Annotated in this window: 15 protein-coding genes; 11 read left to right on the top strand and 4 right to left on the bottom strand. The window is 73.5% G+C overall.

Annotated elements, in window-relative coordinates:
• The coding region (locus tag VF202_13780) for a hypothetical protein (GenBank protein HEX7041182.1) at positions 1-217 on the top strand (217 nt) is incomplete at its 5' end.
• Positions 218-402: 185 nt separating this feature from the next.
• Positions 403-834, top strand: a complete 432-nt coding sequence (locus VF202_13775; GenBank protein ID HEX7041181.1) for an antitoxin Xre/MbcA/ParS toxin-binding domain-containing protein — start codon at positions 403-405, stop codon at positions 832-834.
• A 196-nt stretch (positions 835-1030) separates the two neighbouring features.
• Here VF202_13775 and VF202_13770 read toward each other — a convergent pair whose 3' ends face one another.
• A complete protein-coding gene (locus VF202_13770; GenBank protein HEX7041180.1) occupies positions 1031-1690 on the bottom strand; it encodes a trimeric intracellular cation channel family protein in 660 nt (219 codons plus the stop codon).
• A 110-nt stretch (positions 1691-1800) separates the two neighbouring features.
• On the opposite strand from VF202_13770, the gene VF202_13765 reads away from it, so the two are divergent.
• From VF202_13765 to VF202_13755, 3 genes are read left to right on the top strand one after another with little or no spacing between them, the layout of a single operon-like run.
• Entirely contained in the window at positions 1801-4875 is a 3075-nt protein-coding gene (locus tag VF202_13765) for an FAD-linked oxidase C-terminal domain-containing protein (GenBank protein HEX7041179.1), read from the top strand.
• A gap of 45 nt (positions 4876-4920) precedes the next feature.
• Positions 4921-6276 (top strand): polysaccharide pyruvyl transferase family protein, encoded by a 1356-nt coding sequence (locus tag VF202_13760; GenBank protein HEX7041178.1) that lies wholly within the window; start codon positions 4921-4923, stop codon positions 6274-6276.
• A 3-nt stretch (positions 6277-6279) separates the two neighbouring features.
• Positions 6280-7659, top strand: coding sequence for a hypothetical protein (locus VF202_13755; protein HEX7041177.1), 1380 nt, complete (start codon positions 6280-6282; stop codon positions 7657-7659).
• 76 nt (positions 7660-7735) lie between these two features.
• On the opposite strand, the gene VF202_13750 is transcribed toward VF202_13755, so the two are convergent.
• Both VF202_13750 and VF202_13745 read right to left on the bottom strand, forming a co-directional pair.
• Entirely contained in the window at positions 7736-7963 is a 228-nt protein-coding gene (locus VF202_13750; protein HEX7041176.1) for a hypothetical protein, read from the bottom strand.
• Between the two features lie 61 nt (positions 7964-8024).
• The gene (locus VF202_13745; protein ID HEX7041175.1) at positions 8025-9896 is read right to left on the bottom strand and encodes an arginine--tRNA ligase; all 1872 of its coding nucleotides are present in this window, start codon (positions 9894-9896) and stop codon (positions 8025-8027) included.
• Between the two features lie 219 nt (positions 9897-10115).
• Between VF202_13745 and lon the strand changes: the two genes are divergently transcribed.
• The 3 genes from lon to VF202_13730 all read left to right on the top strand — a co-directional run bounded on the left by lon (position 10116) and on the right by VF202_13730 (position 14638).
• Entirely contained in the window at positions 10116-12581 is a 2466-nt protein-coding gene (gene lon, locus VF202_13740) for an endopeptidase La (GenBank protein ID HEX7041174.1), read from the top strand.
• A 204-nt stretch (positions 12582-12785) separates the two neighbouring features.
• Positions 12786-13553: a triose-phosphate isomerase gene (gene tpiA / locus VF202_13735; protein ID HEX7041173.1), complete on the top strand. Its 768-nt coding sequence runs from the start codon at positions 12786-12788 to the stop codon at positions 13551-13553.
• Positions 13550-14638, top strand: a complete 1089-nt coding sequence (locus VF202_13730) for a Xaa-Pro peptidase family protein (GenBank protein ID HEX7041172.1) — start codon at positions 13550-13552, stop codon at positions 14636-14638. The genes tpiA and VF202_13730 overlap by 4 nt, the downstream gene beginning before the upstream one ends.
• A gap of 82 nt (positions 14639-14720) precedes the next feature.
• Here the strand turns inward: VF202_13730 and VF202_13725 are convergent, their stop codons facing one another.
• Complete coding sequence (locus VF202_13725) at positions 14721-16136, bottom strand: phosphoglucomutase/phosphomannomutase family protein (GenBank protein ID HEX7041171.1); 1416 nt, start codon at positions 16134-16136, stop codon at positions 14721-14723.
• A 64-nt stretch (positions 16137-16200) separates the two neighbouring features.
• Here VF202_13725 and VF202_13720 point away from each other — a divergent pair, with 64 nt between their 5' ends.
• From VF202_13720 to VF202_13710, 3 genes are all read left to right on the top strand, one after another.
• Complete coding sequence (locus VF202_13720; protein ID HEX7041170.1) at positions 16201-17055, top strand: acetylglutamate kinase; 855 nt, start codon at positions 16201-16203, stop codon at positions 17053-17055.
• Positions 17056-17108: 53 nt separating this feature from the next.
• Entirely contained in the window at positions 17109-17273 is a 165-nt protein-coding gene (locus VF202_13715) for a hypothetical protein (protein ID HEX7041169.1), read from the top strand.
• A 200-nt stretch (positions 17274-17473) separates the two neighbouring features.
• A complete protein-coding gene (locus VF202_13710; GenBank protein HEX7041168.1) occupies positions 17474-18592 on the top strand; it encodes a LysM peptidoglycan-binding domain-containing protein in 1119 nt (372 codons plus the stop codon).
• The last annotated feature ends 23 nt before the right edge of the window (positions 18593-18615 follow it).

Raw genomic sequence — 18615 nt, 5'->3', positions numbered from 1 at the left:
CGTGGTCACCGAGCCGGGCCGCAAGCTGAACCCCATGGACTCGCCGACGCTGCTGGCGGGCCTGGTGCGCCGCTACCGCCTGCGCAACCTCGTCCACGCCTACAGGCACTTCGACGACGAGGCGTTCGCCGTGGCCGTCGTGAACCTGTTCGGGGAGGGCGGCGCGTCCGCGGCCGCGGAGGCCGTGGAGGCCGCGGCGAGCGTGGCGCGGGGCTGACCGACGTCCTAGCGCGCCGGCGGGACCCGGCAGCGCGCCGTGGCGCGGACCCGAACGGCGCCGGCCGCGGGTAGCGCCGCCGGGACCCAGACGGCGCCGGCCGCGGGGGCGCGGACCCGACGAAGGCGACGACCCTACGCGGTCGCCAGACGTCCTCTGTTGCGTTCGCGATGCAGGATGCTGCCATGGCAACTGCGGTGGCGCGGAAGCAGGAGGAGCTGTTCCGGCAGGTGTTCGACGCCGACTACGGCTCCGTGGTGCGGGCGATCATCGACCACCGCCTCATCGGCGACCAGGACCTGCTCAAGGTCGTCGACGGCCTGCTGCGGGTCTTCGACGTCAGCAAGGCGGACGTCTACGAGCTGCTCGGGGTCTCGAGCAGCCGCGTGAGCAGGCGCCCGGTGATGGACGTCTCGACGCTGGACCGCGGCAGCGCAGCTCTGAAGCTCTTCGCGCGCGTCGCGGCCATCATCGGCGATGAGGCCGCCTCGGACTGGTTCCGCCGGCCGCACGAGCACCTCGGCGGCAAGCGCCCGTTCGACCTGCTGCGGACCAGCCTGGGGCAGCAGGAGCTCGCCAGCATGATCACGGCGCTCCAGGACGGGGCCTACCTCTGAACCTGGCCTACCGCCTGGCCCTCACCGACTCCCTCGCGCAGGCGTTCTCCCCGCAGCGTGTTCCTGCGCGTGCCGTCGGTGGTCGCCCCCGCCAGCCTCGACTACCTGATGAACCCGGACCATCCGGACTTCGGTGCCGCGCTCAGGCGCAGGTCGTCGCGTCCCTGCGGTCTCGATGAGCGCACGAGGGACCTCGTCACCCCGGCCCGCTCGACCACGGCGCCGTGGGCAGCCCCCAGCCGCGGTGGATCGCCATCATGCGCAGGAAGAAGCAGAGCCCGGCGCCGACGACGAACGTCGCCAGCCACGGCCAGCCGAGCGCGTCCCCGACCACGACGACCAGGCCGGCGGCCAGCGCCGCGATCGCGTAGAGGTCGCTCTTCAGCACCGCCGGGGTCTCGTTCACGAGCACGTCGCGCAGCATCCCGCCGCCGATGCCCGTGAGCATGCCCATCACCGGCGCCATCACCGGGCCCAGGCCCACCGAGAGCGCGGCCAGCGTGCCGGTCACGGCGAAGAGCGCCAGGCCGCCGGCGTCGAAGTAGAGCACGAGCCGCCGGCGCCGGTCGATGTCGGGGTACCAGAGGAAGACGACCACCGCGGCCAGCACCGACACCGCCAGGTAGCGCCAGTCGCTGAGGCTGCCGGCCGGGAACCTGCCGAGGATCATGTCGCGCATGATGCCGCCGGCGTTGCCGGCGGCGAAGGCCAGCACGGCGAGGCCGAACAGGTCCACGCGCCCCTTCACGCCCGCCACCCCGCCCGAGAGCGCGAACACGAACGTGCCGACGAGGTTGGGGACCAGCACGGCCTGGCTGAGGAGGACCGCCGTCATCCGCTCGACGCCATGTTCCACGGCTGACCAGGCTATACGGCGAAGCCCTGGGGCCGCCGTAGGGCGGACGAGCCGCAGTCGCGGCGCGCCCCTCGCCTGCACCCGCGCCCTGACAGGCGATAACCTTTCGCATGCCACAGGCGCCCGCGACCGACCCGTCCGCGAACCACGCCACCGCCGGACGTCTCCGCTCACCGCTGCCCTCCCCCCGCACCGTCGCCGACCCTGGCGCCCTCGAGCGCGACCTCAGGGCGTCCGTGAGGGGCGAGGTGCGCTTCGACGCCAAGGCCCGCGCGCTCTACGCCACAGACGCCAGCCCCTACCGCATCGCGCCAGTCGGCGTGGTCGTGCCCCTCGACGAGGACGACGTCCGCGCCGCCGTGCGGGTCGCGGCCAAGCACGGCGCGCCGATCCTGCCCCGCGGCGGCGGCACGTCCCTGGCCGGCCAGACGGTCGGGGAGGCGCTGGTCATCGACATGTCGAAGCACCTCACCGCGGTGCTCGATGTGAACCCGGAGGAGCGCTGGGTGCGGGTGCAGCCGGGCGTGGTCCGCGACCAGCTGAACCGCGTCCTGGCGCCGCACGGCCTGCAGTTCACGCCGGACGTCGCCACGACCGACAGGGCGAACGTCGGCGGCATGGTCGCGAACAACTCCTCCGGCACGCACTCGATCAAGTACGGCAAGACCGTCGACCAGGTCATCGCCATGCGCGTGCTCCTGGCCGACGGCACCGAGCTCGAGCTAGGGCCCCTGAACCGCGCCGAGCTGGCCGCCAAGACGGCGGACCAGGGACGCGAGGGGCGCCTCTACCGCGAGGTCGTCCGGATCGTCAGGGAGAACGAGGACGAGATCGCCGCCCGCTACCCGAAGGTCATGCGGCGCGTGGGCGGCTACAACCTCGACGAGCTCGTCGGGGACGGGCCCTTCAACCTCGCCAAGCTCGTCTGCGGCAGCGAGGGCACGCTGGCGCTGATCCTCGAGGTGAAGCTGGCCGTGCACCGCCTCCCGCCCAGGCGCGTGCTCGACATGCGCCACTTCGACACGCTGGAGAAGGCGCTGACGGCCGTGCAGTACATCAACCGGCACGGACCGGCCGCCGTGGAGCTCCTAGACCGCGACCTCTTCGAGCTCGGCAAGCACAACCCGCACATCGCGCCGCTGACGTCGTGGGTCGAGGGCGACCCGGCCGCCGTGCTGCTCGTGGAGTTCGACGGCGAGACCGACGAGGAGCTCGACGCCCAGCTCGCCTCCCTGGCGGACGACCCCGAGGTGAGCGCGCTCTCCTACGCCTCGCACGTGGCCAGGCACCCCGCCGAGCAGCGCGACATCGTCGAGCTCCGTCGCGCCGGCCTGGGCATCTACGCCACGATGAAGGGCAGGCACAAGCCCACGCCGTTCATCGAGGACGCCGCGATCCCCGTCGACAAGCTGCCCTTCTACATCCCCGAGGTCATCGAGGTGTGCCGCCGGCACGGGGCGCGCACGGTCATGTACGCGCACGCCTCGGTGGGCGTGATCCACGTGCGGCCGCTCATCGACCTCAAGTCGGGCGCCGGCGTGGAGGCGTACCGGCGCATCAGCGAGGAGGTCTTCGAGCTCGTCGTCAAGTACGGCGGCTCCTGGAGCGGCGAGCACGGCGACGGCCTGATCCGCTCCTACCAGAACCGGCGCCTGTTCGGCGACAGGCTCTACCAGGCGTTCATCGAGGTCAAGCGCGCCTTCGACCCCGACTGGCTGATGAACCCGGGCAAGGTCGTCGAGGCGCCACCGCTGACCGAGAGCCTGCGCTACGGGCCGGACTACCCCGAGGTCGCGGTGGCCACGACCCTCGACTTCTCCGACCAGGAGGGGTTCCTGGGCGCGATCGAGGCGTGCACCGGCGTCGGCGCCTGCCGCAAGGTCGGCGTGGGCACGATGTGCCCGAGCTACATGGCCACGCGCGACGAGGACCACTCGACGCGCGGGCGCGCGAACGTGCTCAGGGAGGCGATCACCGGCGGCCTGCCCGGCGGGCTCACCAGCCGCGCGGTCTACGAGGTCCTCGACCTCTGCCTCGAGTGCAAGGCCTGCAAAGCCGAGTGCCCCAGCCAGGTGGACATGGCCAAGCTCAAGTACGAGTGGCTGCAGCACTACCACGACGAGCACGGCGTCTCCCTGCCCACGCTGGCCTTCGCGAACGTCGGCCGCGTGGCGCCGCTCGGCCAGGCGCTGGCGCCCGTGGCGAACGCGCTGCTGCCGCTGAAGCCGGTGCGGTGGCTGCTCGAGAGGACCGTGGGCGTCGACTCTCGGCGCACGCTGCCGCGCTACGCCGGCGAGCGCTTCGAGCGCTGGTTCGAGCGGCGGCGCGGAGCGGGCCGCGGGGGGCTGGTCGGCGACCGGCGCGCTCACGAGGACGCCGCGGACGATGAGAACGGCGCGGACGACCCGGAACGCGCCGCCGCCACCGGGACGAACGGGCGCCGCGTCGCGCTGTTCGTCGACACCTGGACCCGCTACAACGAGCAGGGTCCCGGCAAGGCGGCCGTGACGGTCCTCGAGGCCCTCGGGTACGACGTGGAGCTCGTGCCCTACGGCTGCTGTGGGCGCCCGCAGCTCTCGAAGGGCCTCGTGCGCCGCGCGCAGAGCATGGCGCGGGAGAACGTGGCCAGGCTGAGGCGCTACGCCGACGAGGGCGTGCCGGTGCTGGGCCTCGAGCCGTCGTGCGTGGCCGCCTTCCGCGACGACTACCCCGACCTCGTGCCCGGCGCGGAGACGGAAGCCGTGGCCGCGAGCGTGCGCATGGTCGAGGAGTTCCTGGCCAAGGAGTGGACGTCGGGGCGCCTCAAGCCCGAGCGGTCCTTCGCCCGCGCCGAGGGGCGCCTGCTGTTCCACGGTCACTGCCAGCAGAAGGCCGTGCTGGGCACGAGCTACGCCACGGCCGTGCTGGGCTGGGTGGCCGACGAGGTCGAGCCCCTCGACGCCGGCTGCTGCGGCATGGCGGGCTCGTTCGGCTACGCCCACCACGACGTGTCCATGGCCATCGGCGAGCAGCGGCTCTTCCCCGCCGTGCGCGAGCACGATGGCGTCACGGCCGCGCCCGGCTTCTCGTGCCGCCACCAGATCGTCGACGGCACCGGGAAGCGGGCCCTGCACCCCGTGGAGGTGCTGGCGGCGCGGCTCAAGGCGGGCGGTGCCGACGCGGAGGGCGACGCGCCCGGAGCGTGACGCCTGAAGCCACGGCGCGCGGCGGCGCCCTTAGCATCTGGGGCCATGGTCGTCACGCGTAGCTCCACGGCGGCGCCCGCGGCGACCGGCCAGGACGAGTCGCCGCTGCGCGTCTGCTTCGTCAACGACACGTCCCGCAACCCGAACTGGGGCTGCCGGGCCACCACGGGCGCGCTCAAGGACGCGCTGGCGGAACGCGGCGCCGAGGTCGTGTCGACGATCTACCTCGAGGAGATCCTCTCGTTCGCGCCGCGCGACAGCCGCCGCTGGCGCCGGGCGGCCGCGCGGCTCGACGCCTGGCTGCCGCGCCGGCCGATCGTCCGCGAGGTCGCGCGGCGCGCCTTCCAGAAGGTCGCGCCGCGCATCCCCGACGTCGTGCCCCTGGACGCGCGCGGCCTGGGGGACGCCGCCCTGGCGATGGCCCACGGGGAGATACTCGAGTTCGCCGCCGAGCGCCTGGCCGCCGCGGACGCCGTGCTGATCAACGGCGAGGGAGCGATCTACGACCTGCAGCGCAAGGGCCGCGCGCTGCTGCTCATGGCCCACTTCGCCAAGCGGCACCTGGGCAAGTGGGTGGGGCTTGTCAACCACACCGCCGACCTCTCCCACCCCGGCATGCGCGCCTTCGCCGAGGCCGTCTACCCGGAGCTCGACGACGTGACGTTCCGCGAGGCGCGCTCGCTCCACGAGTGCGCGGGGTTCGTCGCCGGTCGCCTGGTCCCCGACGCCGCCTTCGCCTACGAGCCCGCCGCGAGGGAGGCGTGGGCGACCCTGGCCGGCAGGCCGGGCCATTACGACGTCTGGCCAGACAGGGCGCGGTTCGACCCGAGCAGGCCCTACGTGGTCGTGGGCGGCAGCGCCCAGTTCGCCTGGGCCAGGAGGCGCGACCCCCACATGCCCGATGCCCACCCCACCGGCGACCCCGTGCCCGGCTTCAGGAGCCTGGTGCGGGAGCTGAGGGACCGCGGCCACCAGGTGGTGCTCACGGCCTCCGACAGGCCGGACGAGGCGGCGTTCCGGTCGCTGGCCGACGAGCTGGCAGCGCCCCTGGTCGCCACGGCGACGCCGGTGCTGCAGGCCGTCGACCTCATCGGCAACGCCGCGGCTTACGTCGGGGGACGCTGGCACCCCGCGATCTTCGGCCTCAGGGGCGGCACGCCGTTCGTGCCGCTGTCGAGCAACTCGTTCAAGCTCGCCGCCCTGGCCGACATGGTGGGGCTGGAGAGCCCCTCGTTCGACGCGATGGACCTGGCCGCTTCGGTGGGGCAGGTGGTGGACCTCGTCGAGCGGCACGTGGCCGCGGGCGCGGCGCTGCGGACGCGGCTGCGCGAGCAGGCCGCCGGCTTCGCGTCCGCGAGCCGCGAGCACGTCGCGCGGCTGCCGGTCCCCGCGCCGGCCTGAGCCTTGGGGACGCGGGTCCCAGCCGGCGCGGACGGGCCCGACGCCCGCGGCTTCGCGGCCTTCGCCGACGAGCTCGCCGCCGGCTACCCGCCCGCCTTCGCTCACCTGGCCTGGCAGCTCTACCGCCTCACGCGGGGCGACTCGCCCGTGGGACCGCTGCGCGCCAGGCAGCGGGCCTTCGCGCCGTTCACCCTCGAGTACCTCTTCGCCGCGCCGCGCCCGCCGCTGCCTGAGGACCGTCGCGCCGACGTGCTCGTGACCTTCTTCCCCGCGCGGCCCGACTACGCCGGGCTGCTCGCCCCCGTCGCCGCGGAGCTGACGCGGCGCGGCGTCGCCGTGGGCACGCTCCTGCCCACCGAGTCGGCGGACCCGGGCCTGCCCGGCCCGGCGCTGCGCCTGGGCTCCTACGCCGGACCGCGCGCGTACGCCGCGGCCAGGGCGCGCTGGGCGGTCCTGACCGGCCACGCCCGCCGCTTCGCCGCGCGGCACGGCCTCGACGCCGAGGGCAGGGCGGCCCTCGCGCTCCTGCTGCACAACTACGCCTGGCAGGAGGCGACGTCGCGGGCCGCGCTGGAGGACGTGCGTCCGCGCGTCGTGCTGGGCCTGCACTTCATGACCGACCCCGGCCTGCGCGCCGGCGTGGAGACGACGCGCGCCCGGCCGAGGCCGCGGGTCGTGCTGCTGCAGCACGGGCTCTTCAGCGGCGAGTGGCCGACCCACGACTTCCACGGCGCCGACCTCGTGATGCTGTGGGGCGAGGCCTCGCGCGAGGAGCTGGCGCGCTTCCCCGACCCGCCGGCGGCGGTCGTGGTGGGGAACCCGCGGCTGGCCGGCGCCGGGAGGGTGGGCCCCGCCACCGTCGACGACGCCCCCGTGGTGCTTGTGGCCGGCACGAACGGCGACCCCGAGGTCTCCCGACGCGCCCTGAGCACGGCGCTGGGGGCGCTGAGGGAGCTGCCTGGCGTGAGGGTCCGCGTGAGGCCGCACCCGCGCGAGCCGCGCTCGGTTTACGAAGGCGCGCGGGCGGACGGCCTCCTCACCGACGACATGCTCGACGCGTCGCCCGACCCCTACGACGCCGTACGGGGGGCCAGCGTGGTCGTGGGCACCTTCTCGACGCTGCTGCCCGAGGCGATCGCGCTGGGCGTGCCGGCGGTGCAGGTCGTCGAGGACGGCGCGGACCTGTGGTGGACGGGCGGCATGGCCGCCGCCGCGAGCCCCGCCGACCTGCGCGCCGTGGTCGCGCGCCTGGTGAGCGACGAGGCCTACCGCGCCGACGTCCTGGCCCGCGAGGCGCCCACGGCGCGCGCGGCGTTCGGGGAGCACGCGCGCGCCGCGTCCCTCGCCGCCGACGCTGTGCTGGACGAGATGGAGCGGGGCTAGCGGACCGCCGGACGCGTCCTAGCGGCGCGTGCCGGGCGCCCGTGCGCCGCGAGGCCGCTCGGGACGCCGCGCCCGGCTACTCGGGCAGCTCGGGGGCCTTGCGGCGCCTCGCGCCCTCCAGCGCCACGGCGAGGCCGGCGCCGGCGGCGGCGAGCATGACCAGGGCGATGATGTTGAGGACCAGCTTCGAGGGTGACGGCTCGAACGGCAGCGCCGACAGAGCGAACAGCAACCCGAGGACGCCCAGGACGGTGGGAACCAGGAAGCGGCCGTCGCCCAAGCGCGGCCGGGGCTCGTTGTCCATGTCGGGCATCATACGCCTCCGTCCTCCCGAGCCGTGCCCCCGATCGCGGGGCCGGTCCGCCTCACATCTCCTCCGGCGCCCGCACCCCCAGCAGGCCCAGCGTGGCCTCCAGCGTGCGCCGCACGGCGTCGACGAGCAGCAGCCTGGCCTCGCGCAGCCCCGGCTCGGCCCGCAGCACCTGCGTGTCCGGCCGTCCGGCAGCGTCCTTGTGGTTGTAGTAGGCGTTCCAGGCCGTGGCCAGGTCGAGAGCGTACTGCGCGACCGTATGAGGCGCCAGCTCCTCGGCGGCCGCCTCGACGACCCGCGGGTAGCGCGCCACGACCTGCGCCAGGCGCACCTCGAGCCGCCCCATGGCGCCGAAGTCCGCCGACCTCTCCGCCTCGGCCAGGGTCAGGCCGGCCGACTCGGCGGCGCGGAGGATGCTGCAGGCCCGGGCGTGGGCGTACTGCACGTACGGCGCCGAGTCGCCCTGCAGCGAGAGGGCCTGGTCCCAGCGGAAGTCGATCGTCTTCCTGGCCTCGGTCTTGAGCATCGCGAAGCGCAGGGCGCCGATGCCGACGGCGCTGGCGACCTCGTCGACGCTGGCCAGTCCGGGGTTCTTCTCCTCCACCACGGCGCGTGCCCGCCGCGTCGCCTCGACCGTGACCTCGTCTATCGACAGCGTGATGCCCTTGCGCCCGCTCATCGGCCGGCCCTCGAGCGTCACGACCTCGTAGGCGAGGTGGTGCGAGTTGCGGTAGGCCTTCTCGGCGCGCGGGTCGCCGGCGAGGGCGAGGGCGGTGCGGACGATCGTCTGCGGGTGGCTCTGGCGCACGTCGACGACGTTGATGATCTCGTCCGCGTGCGCGAAGGTGCGCCCGTCGGGGTGCGGCTCGCCCAGTGGGCTCGAGGAGTAGAGCGGCGCGCCGGACGGCTGCACGGCGAAGCGCGTGAAGGTGAGCCCCTCGAACAGGCCCGCCTTCCAGAACTGGTACCCGATGTCCTTCGCCACGTACATCGCGTTGCCGTCGGAGCGCACGAGGACGACGTTCGGCTCCTCGAGGCCGGGCAGGAACGACGAGACGTCCATGACCAGCGCGCCCGCGTACTTGCCCTCGGTGGGCCTGTGCGTGTAGCGGCTGTTCTCGAGCACCTCGAGGCCGCGGTGGAGGAAGCCGGCCTGGACGACGTCGGACTCCCAGACGAGCAGGTCGTACTCGGCGCCCAGCGCGTTGAACGTCTCGAGCTGCGCCCTCACGACCCTCTCGACCTCGTGCCGCAGCTCGCCGCGCTCGAGGCGGTGCATGACCTCGTTGACGCCGCGCTCGATCGCCTCGCCGTCGTGCTCCTTGGCCTGGCCGAGGCGCACGTAGAGCTCGCCGAGCCAGTGGTCGTACTTGCGCTGCGGGGAGCTGCCGGGGGCGTCGTGCCTGGCGTTGAAGTAGGTCACGGCGAAGATGCTCTCGGCTGCCTGACGTCCCGTGTCGTCGATGTAGTTCTGGACCTCGACCTCGTGGCCCACCGCGCGCAGGATGCGGGCCGTGGCGTCGCCCAGCACGATGTTCCTCAGGTGGCCGACGTGGGCCTCCTTGTTCGGGTTCACGCTGGTGTGCTCGACGACGACCTTGCGCCGCTCGGCCGCCTGAGGGGCGCGCGGGCCCGCCGCCACCTCGGCGACGAACGCCCCCGGGTCGAGGACGAAGTTGATGTAGGGGCCCACCGCTGCGGCGGACGCGACGCCCTCGGGCAGCTCGAGCCTGGCGACGATGTCGGCGGCGATCTCAGGCGGCGGACGCCGCAGCGTGCGGGCGAGCGCGAAGGCCACCGGGGTGCCGTAGTCGCCGGGCTTGTCTGCCGGCACCTCCTGCAGCGGGACGTCGCCCTCGAAGCCGGGCGCCAGCGTGTCGATGACCGTGCGAAGCGAGCGGGACAGCGCCCCTAGGGCGTCCTTCATGACGCGCCAAGTTACCACGGGGGGTTATAGTTCCCTGCGCCCGCCCGTCGGCGGGGCACCCCAGCGACGGGCGTGTCGGGCGCCCCATATCTGAGTCAGTTGCATCTAGTAAACTTGAGCCGTGCGCGCTCAAGTGACTCCGGCCGCAGCGCCTAAGGGCGGCGCCAACGCGCCGGGGCGACACCGTTCTTCCCAGCCCGTTCGGATAAGGTGACCAACATGGCCGAGCCAGGCACTGACTTCGAGTTCCAGCAGCCCGTACCGGTCTGCCCGGTGCGCGGCTCGGTGCTCTACCCGACGATGGTCATGCCGATCGACGCCGGCAGGCCCGTGAGCATCAGGGCGATCAACGCCGCCCTCGACCGCGACCGCACGATCATCATCGTCAGCCAGAAGGACAGGGACGTCGAGGAGCCCACCCCGGACGACCTCTTCCAGGTGGGCACCGCCTGCAACATCATGCGGATGAAGAAGAACCCGGACGGCACGATCCAGATGCTCGTCAGGGCCTTCGCCCGCGTGACGATCCACGAGTACAAGCACGAGGGCGGGCTCATCGAGGCCGTCGTCTCGACCCGCGAGGTGCCCGACGGCAACGAGGTCGAGCTCGTCGCGACCTTCCGCGAGCTCCGCGAGAAGTTCAAGGACCTCGTCGAGTCCGGCAGCCGCACGGTCCAGAGCGAGGTCGCGCAGTTCGTCATGAACCTCGAGGACCCCGGCCAGTTCGCCGACTACGTCGCGTACCACCTCGACTTCAAGCTGGCCGACAAGCAGGCCGTCCTCGAGGCCCCGACGGTGACCGAGCGCCTGCGCAAGGTCCTCATCCTCATCGACACCGAGATCGAGCTGCAGGAGACGCAGCGCCGCCTCCAGCGCGAGGTCAAGGACGAGATCGACCGCAACCAGCGCGAGTACTTCCTGCGCGAGCAGATCAAGGCGCTCCAGAAGGAGCTCTCCGGCTCCGACGACGAGGAGGACGAGGTAGAGGCCTTCCGCGAGAAGCTCGAGGCCCTCGAGCTCCCCGAGATCGTCATGAAGGAGGCCCAGCGCGAGCTGAACCGGCTGGCGCGCATGCACCCCGACTCCGCCGAGGCGTCGGTGATCCGCACCTACCTCACGACGATCGTCGAGCTGCCGTGGAACAAGCGCACCGAGGACCGCCTCGACCTCGCCGAGGCCGCGCGCATCCTCGACGAGGACCACTACGGCCTCGAGAAGGTCAAGGACCGCGTGCTCGAGTACCTCGCCGTGCGCAAGCTCAAGGCCGAGCGCGCGCAGCGCGGCGAGCTAGACGCCTTCGAGGTCAACAAGGGCCCGATCCTGCTGTTCGTGGGCCCCCCCGGGGTCGGCAAGACCAGCATCGCGCAGTCGATCGCCAAGGCCCTCGGGCGCGAGTACGTGCGCATCAGCCTCGGCGGCGCGCGCGACGAGTCCGACATCCGCGGGCACAGGCGCACCTACATCGGCTCGATGCCCGGCCGCATCCTCCAGGGCATCAGGCAGGCGGGCGCGAAGAACCCCGTCTTCCTGCTCGACGAGGTCGACAAGCTCGGCTCCTCGTTCCAGGGCGACCCGTCCTCGGCGCTGCTCGAGGTGCTCGACCCGGCGCAGAACGCGAACTTCGTCGACCACTACCTGGGCGTGCCTTTCGACCTCTCCGAGGTACTGTTCATCGCCACAGCGAACTACGAGCAGCAGATCCCCGAGGCCCTCTACGACCGCATGGAGGCCATCGAGTTCTCCAGCTACATCGAGCAGGAGAAGCTCGAGATCGCCAAGCGCTACCTGCTCCCCAGGCAGCTCGTCGAGAACGGCCTCAAGCCCGAGCAGGTCACCATCACCGACGGCGCCATCAGCCGCGTGATCACCTCGTACACGCGCGAGGCCGGCGTCCGCAACCTCGAGCGGCTCATCGGCACGCTGGCCCGCAAGGCCGCGCGGCGCATCGCGCAGGGCGAGGCCAAGCGCGTGCGCATCACCGAGCGCAGCCTCGAGCAGTACCTCGGCGCCCAGCGCTTCACGCCGGAGTCCGAGGCCGACGACGACCTCGTGGGCGTCGCGACCGGCATGTACTACACGCCCGTGGGCGGCGACATCCTCTTCGTCGAGACGTCGATCACCCCAGGCAAGGGCGGCCTCGTGCTCACCGGCCAGCTCGGCGACGTCATGAAGGAGTCGGCGCGCGCCGCGCTCACCTACGCGAAGTCGAGCGCCGACCGCTTCGGGATCTCCACGAAGGACCTCGAGGAGCGCGAGATCCACATCCACGTGCCCGCGGGCGCCACGCCCAAGGAGGGTCCGAGCGCCGGCCTGGCCCTCGCGACCTCGCTGATCAGCGCCCTCACCGGCACGCCCGTCCGCAAGGACGTGAGCATGACCGGCGAGATCACGCTGCGCGGACGGGTGCTGCCCATCGGCGGCCTCAAGGAGAAGATCCTGGGCGCGAAGCGGGCGGGCATCAAGCACATCGTCTTCCCCGAGAAGAACGAGGCCGACATGAAGGACATCGCCCCGCACCTCGTGCGCTCGCTCGAGCTGCACCCGGTCGAGGACATCGACCAGGCCCTCGACGTCGCCCTGGTGGGCGGCCTCGCCGCGCTCGAGAAGCGCGGCCGCCAGCTCGGCCCCAGCGGCAAGCCGCGCCCGCGCCAGCGGCGCAAGGAGGAGGCCGGCGTCGTCGCCTGAGCTCGGCGGCGATGAGCCCCATGCAGAGCGGCGCGACCCTCACCGGTCGCGCCGCTTCCCCTTGGCCGAGGGGGGCCGTGGCGCGGACCCCTCGTCGGCGAGGGGGCCGCTTCGACGCGAGGCGCCCCGCGGAGGGCCGGCAGGTGGTCGGCGAGCCCCACCCCGGTCGGCCGACGGGCTAGCCTCTGGGTTATCGTCACCCCCATGCGCCGGCCGCTGATAGCGGGCAACTGGAAGATGCACAAGCTGCCCAGCGAGGCGGCCGCCTGGACGCGCGAGCTGCTGGCCGGGCTGGAGGCGCTGGAGCCGCTGCCCTGCGACGTCGCGCTGATGGTGCCGTACACGCACCTGCCCGGCATGGCGCGGCTGACCTTCGGCACCGCCGTCGCCCTGGGCGCGCAGGACGTGTCGGCGCACGAGGAGGGCGCCTACACCGGCGAGGTCTCGGCGGCGATGGTCGCCGACACCGGGGCCGCCTACGCGGTCGTGGGGCACTCCGAGCGCCGGCAGTACCACGGCGAGGACGACGAGCTGGTGCGCGCCAAGGTGCGGTGCGCCCTGGCGGCGGGGCTCGTCCCGGTGCTGTGCGTGGGCGAGACGCGGGAGCAGCGCGACGCCGGGGAGGCCATGGGCGTGGTGCTGGGCCAGCTCCGCGGCGCGCTGGAGGGCCTCGTCTTGCCGTCCCCCGACCGCCTCGTCGTCGCGTACGAGCCCGTGTGGGCGATCGGCACGGGCCTCAACGCCACCGCCGCCGACGCCCAGGAGATGTGCGCGGCCGTGCGCGCCGAGCTGCGCGAGCTGCTGCCCGGAGGGGGCGACGTGCGGGTGCTCTACGGCGGCAGCATGAAGCCCGCGAACGCCGCCGAGCTGCTCGCCCAGCCGGACGTGGACGGCGGCCTCGTGGGCGGCGCCAGCCTCTCGACCTCTGACCTCCTCGCGATAGTCGCCGCGTGCGGCCAGGAGAGACCATGACCATCGCAGACCCTGCCAAGGCCCACGTGGACGAGGCGCTCGACGTCCTCAGGGGCGCGATGAGGGAGCGCGGCGTCGACGCCATGCTCGTCACCTACCCGGCGAACGTCAGGTACCTCACCGGCTTCTCCTCGCCCGAGGACGCCACGCTGCTGGTGCTGCCGGACGCGGCCGTGATGTTCACCGACGGGCGCTACACGGCCCAGGCCGCCGAGGAGGCGCTGGTCCCCTACGAGATCGTCGTCGGTGCCGACGCCGACGCGCGCCTCGCCGAGCTGGCGGGCGGCCTGCGGCTGGGCGTGGAGGCCGAGCACGTCACGCTGAAGCGCAACGCCAAGCTCACCGAGCTGCTCGGCGCCGCGCCCGTGCCCCTCGAGGGCCTCGTCGCGGAGCAGCGCCTGGTGAAGCGTCCGCACGAGGTGGACATGCTGCGCGAGGCCGCCCGCATCACGGACGCGGCCTTCGCGGCCGTGCTCGAGTTCGTGCGCGAGGGCGTCACCGAGGCTGAGGTCGCCCTGGAGCTCGAGCGCGCCATGCGCCTCGCGGGCGCCGACGGGCCGGGCTTCGACACCATCGTGGCCTCCGGCGTCCGTGGGGCCATGCCGCACGGCACGGCGTCGCAGAAGCGCATCGGGCGCGGCGAGCTGGTCACGATGGACTTCGGGGCCGCGTTCCGCGGCTACCACGCCGACATGACGCGCACGGTCGCGGTCGGCGAGCTCGGGCCCGAGGAGCGCCGCATGTACGAGGCCGTGCTCGAGGCGCAGGAGGCGGCCGTGGCGGCGGTGGCGCCCGGCAAGGGCGGCCGCGAGCTCGACGCCGTGGCGCGCGACGCGCTGGCCAGGAACGGGCTGGCGGAGGCGTTCGCCCACAGCCTCGGTCACGGCACGGGGCTCGAGGTGCACGAGGGACCGCGCCTGTCGCAGCGCTCCGAAGACGTGCTTCGCCCCGGCATGGTGGTGACGGTGGAGCCGGGCGTCTACGTCCCCGGCTTCACCGGCCTGCGCATCGAGGACCTGGTCCTGGTCACCGAGGACGGCCACGAGGTCCTGTCGCGGAGCCCGAAGCACCTGATCGCGCTGTGAGGCCGGTCCGGCGGGCGGACGTCCCCGCGGCGACGTCCTGGCGGCGGCGTCCGCCCGCGCGGACACCTGGCGCCGAACGCGGCTACGACGCGACCAGCTCCCGGGCCGCGGCCAGCACGGCCGCCACGTCAGCGGGCGTGGGCGCCTCGCAGTAGACGCGCAGCAGCGGCTCGGTGCCGCTGGCGCGGAACAGGACCCACGCGGCGACCTCGCCGCCCCTCTCCAGGTTCAGCTTGAGCCCGTCGAGGTCCTCGGCGCTCTCCACGCGCCAGCCGGCGATCGCGGTCGGGGGGTCCGCGAGACGCTCCCGCACCGCGGCCATCGCCTCCTCGCCGCCGAGGTGCAGGTCCAGCCTGTCGTAGGCGTGGCGCCAGCCGGTCTCGCGCTCGAGGCGCGCGAACGCCTCGGCCAGGCCCTCGCCCGAGGCGACGGCTGCCTCCAGCAGCACCAGGGCGTTCGCCAGGCCGTCGCGCTCGGGCAGGTGGGCAGACAGACCGATGCCCCCCGACTCCTCGCCGCCTATCAGCACCGGCTCGCCGGGGCCGAGCATCGCGTCGACGATGTGCTTGAAGCCCACGGGCGTCTCGGTCACGCGCAGCCCGCGCGAGGCCGCCAGCCGCTCGATCACGCGGCTGACCGTGAACGTCTTGACGACCCGGCCGCGGCCGCCCTTGCGGTGCAGGTGGTCGAGCATCACGGCGAACACCTGGTGGGCGTCGAAGAACCCCCCGCCGGGCAGGACCACGCCGAGGCGGTCGGCGTCGCCGTCCGTGACCGCGGCGAAGACGGGCCCGCCGGAGCGCTCGGCGGCGTCGGCCATCAGCTCCGCCGTCGCGACCACGTTGGCGGGGATCGGCTCGGGGTTCACGCCGTGGAAGAGCGGGTCTGGCCGGCCCCGCACCTCGACGACCTCCAGCGCGCCGGTCCGGGCGGCGAAGCCGGCGAGCCAGCCGGCGCCCGCGCCGCCCATGGCGTCGTGGACGACGCGCGGCGCCGCGGCACGCAGGGCCTCCAGGTCGATGAGTGCGGAGAGCGCGCCGTAGTACTCGTCGCGCACGTCGAAGGCGCCGAAGCTCCCGCCGCCCTCGGGCACCGGGCCGGCCGGCACGCGGGCGGCGACGTCCTCGTAGATCGCCTGCGTGGCGGTGCCGCCGTAGGGCCCCTTGAGCTTGAAGCCGCCGTACCTGGGCGGGTTGTGGGAGGCCGTGATCATCACGCCGCCGGCGGCGCCGTAGCGCCTGACGGCGAACGACAGCGCCGGCGTGGGCAGATAGTCGGCGCTGACCCGCGCTTCCAGGCCGCGCGCAGCCAGGACCGCCGCCGCCTGCTCGGCGAACTCGCGGCCGAGGAAGCGCGTGTCGTAGCCGACCAGCACGAGGCCCCCGCCGCGCGCGGCGAGGTGGTCGGCGTACGCGGCGGCGGCGCGCCTGACGTTGGCGAAGGTGAAGCCGGCGGCGATGACGTCGCGCCAGCCGTCTGTCCCGAAGGCTATGTCCATCCTCACGAGCGGCCGCGACGGGCGGCCCCGGCCAACCTATCACGCGCGTTGTAGGCTCCCTGCCGTGAGCCTCGTCGTCAAGTACGGCGGCAACGCCATGACCGACCCGGCGACGAGGGCCGCCGTCGCCGCCGGCATCAGGCGCCTGGCCGCGCGGGGCACGCCGCCGGTCGTCGTGCACGGCGGCGGGCCGTTCATCGCCGCGGCCCTCGACGCGCGCGGCATCGAGCACCGCTTCGTGCGCGGCCTGCGCGTCACCACGCCGGAGGCGATGAGCGTCGTCGAGGACGTGCTGACGGTGCTCGGCAAGCGCCTCGCCGAGGAGATCGGCCCCGCCGTGGGCCTCACGGGACGCGACGCCGGCCTGCTCGGCGCCGCCGCGGCCGAGCCGGAGCTGGGCCGCGTCGGCCACGTGCGCAGCGTTGACGCCCGCGTCCTGCTGGCCCTGCGCGCGGCGGGACTGGTGCCCGTCGTCGCCAGCGTGGCGCGGGAGCTACCGCGTGCCGGCGCCGCGAGCGGGAGCGACGCGGGCGGGGAGGCTCCGTCCGCTGACGCCGAGGCGAGCGGGGCCCTCGGCGACGCGCCGCGCGAGGCCGGACCGGCCCTGAACGTCAACGCCGACGAGGTCGCCGGCGCGGTGGCGGGCGCGGTCGGCGAGGGCGTGTGCTTCCTCACGAACGTCCCCGGGGTCCTCGACGACCCCTCCGACCCCGCGAGCCTGCTGCGCGAGCTCACGCGCGACGAGGCGCTCGCCCGCATCGCCGACGGGCGCATCGCCGGCGGCATGGTCCCGAAGGTCGAGGCGGCGCTGGAGGCCCTGTCCCGCGGGGCGTCGTTCGCGGTGGTGGCCGACGGGCGGCACGCGGACGGCGTCGAGCGGGCGCTGGCCGGCGGCGGCACGAGGATCACCGCCGGTTAAGTGTCCCGTAAGACCGCCGCTGCTACATATCGGCCATGCCTAGCTTCGCCCAGGTGCCCACAGCCGATCTGGAGCGTGAGGCCGCCCGGCTGCAGTTCCGCATCATCCACGGGGTCGCCGACGACCTCGACATCGAGAACTTCTACCTGATCATGATGGAACTCGGGTCGCGCGAGATGTTCAACACCGTGCTGGACCCGCGCGACGGACGGCCCTGAGACCCGTCGGGAGGACCTCCCCGCGACCCGCGCGACGGACGACCGCGGGCCGACGCTCCCCGGCTCACATGCCGCCCTCACGTTCCGTCGTCAGCGTCACGGAAGCAATGAAGAACCTCTTGTAAAATAGAGCGCCGCTTCTGGTATCTTGGCTGGCAATGTCAGCCGGGCGCCTCCTTCCCCTCCTCTGCCTCTGTGCCTTGGCGACCTCGGTTGCCTACGCCCAATCGGTAACGGTCCAACCACACGACACCCTCTGGAGCATCGCGCAGCGAGCGGGTACCGACGTCGCGACGCTCAAGGAGCTCAACGGCCTCACCGGCGACCAGATCAGGCCGGGCCAGGTCCTCCGGCTCCCGGGGAGCGCGGCGCCCGCGGCGCCGGCGCGCACCGTCACCGTCCAGGCCGGTGACACGCTCTACGACATCGCGCTGGCGCACGGGGTCAGCGTCTCCGACCTCATCGCCTTCAACGACCTCGACGGCACCCTGATCCACCCCGGGCAGGTGCTGCGGCTCGACGCCGGCGACAAGGCGCTCGAGCCGCTCGTCGTCGAGGTCATGCCGGGCGACAGCCTCTGGTCGATAGCGCGCGCCTACGGCACCACCCCGCAGGCCATCGCCGACGCCAACGGCATCACCCTCGCCACGGTCATCAACCCGGGCCACCGCCTGGTCGTGCCCGGCCAGTACGCCGCCGGCGGACGCGACGTCGGCGGCGCCGTCGCCCAGACCGTCACCGTCCAGAAGGGCGAGACCCTGTGGACGCTGGCGCGGGCCCACAACACGACGGTGGCCGCGATCATGAGCGCCAACGGCCTGAAGAGCGAGCGCATCTTCGCCGGCCAGCAGCTCCGCATCGTGCCGGGCAACGAGATCGCGGCGGGACGCGCCGTCACCGGCGACGCGGCCACGCCGCCCGCCGTGACCGGCCTGATCTGGCCGCTCGTCGGCACCATCACCTCCCGCTACGGCTACCGGTCGCTGCGCATCAACGGCTCGAACTGGCACGGCGGCGTCGACATCGACGGCCACACCGGCGACCCGGTGGTCGCCGCCGCGCCCGGCACCGTCACTTACGCGGGCTGGTACGGCGGCTACGGCTACCTCGTCATCGTCGAGGACGGCGACACCGAGTACTACTACGCTCACGCGTCCGAGGTGCTGGTGAACGTCGGCGACGTGGTCGCGGCCGGGGACACGATCGCGCTGGTCGGGAGCACCGGCAACTCGACCGGCTCCCACCTCCACTTCGAGGTCAGGGTGGCCGGCGACACCGTCGACCCGCTGCCGCTCCTCGAGGCCACGGCGCAGCGCTGACGACGGGTAGCCGAGCGGTGGAC

Source organism: Trueperaceae bacterium (assembly GCA_036381035.1).
Classification (GTDB): Bacteria; Deinococcota; Deinococci; order Deinococcales; family Trueperaceae; genus DASRWD01.
The sequence above is the reverse complement of the archived record's forward strand: the minus strand, read 5'-3'. Positions and strand labels throughout refer to the sequence as shown.

What these genes read in the sequence shown, in the direction of transcription:
- VF202_13775 (HEX7041181.1), top strand. Translation starts at nt 403, where the DNA reads ATGGCAACTGCGGTGGCGCGGAAGCAGGAGGAGCTGTTCCGGCAGGTG.
- VF202_13765 (HEX7041179.1), top strand. Translation starts at nt 1,801, where the DNA reads ATGCCACAGGCGCCCGCGACCGACCCGTCCGCGAACCACGCCACCGCC.
- VF202_13760 (HEX7041178.1), top strand. Translation starts at nt 4,921, where the DNA reads ATGGTCGTCACGCGTAGCTCCACGGCGGCGCCCGCGGCGACCGGCCAG.
- VF202_13750 (HEX7041176.1), bottom strand. Translation starts at nt 7,963, where the DNA reads ATGGACAACGAGCCCCGGCCGCGCTTGGGCGACGGCCGCTTCCTGGTT.
- VF202_13745 (HEX7041175.1), bottom strand. Translation starts at nt 9,896, where the DNA reads ATGAAGGACGCCCTAGGGGCGCTGTCCCGCTCGCTTCGCACGGTCATC.
- lon (HEX7041174.1), top strand. Translation starts at nt 10,116, where the DNA reads ATGGCCGAGCCAGGCACTGACTTCGAGTTCCAGCAGCCCGTACCGGTC.
- tpiA (HEX7041173.1), top strand. Translation starts at nt 12,786, where the DNA reads ATGCGCCGGCCGCTGATAGCGGGCAACTGGAAGATGCACAAGCTGCCC.
- VF202_13730 (HEX7041172.1), top strand. Translation starts at nt 13,550, where the DNA reads ATGACCATCGCAGACCCTGCCAAGGCCCACGTGGACGAGGCGCTCGAC.
- VF202_13725 (HEX7041171.1), bottom strand. Translation starts at nt 16,136, where the DNA reads ATGGACATAGCCTTCGGGACAGACGGCTGGCGCGACGTCATCGCCGCC.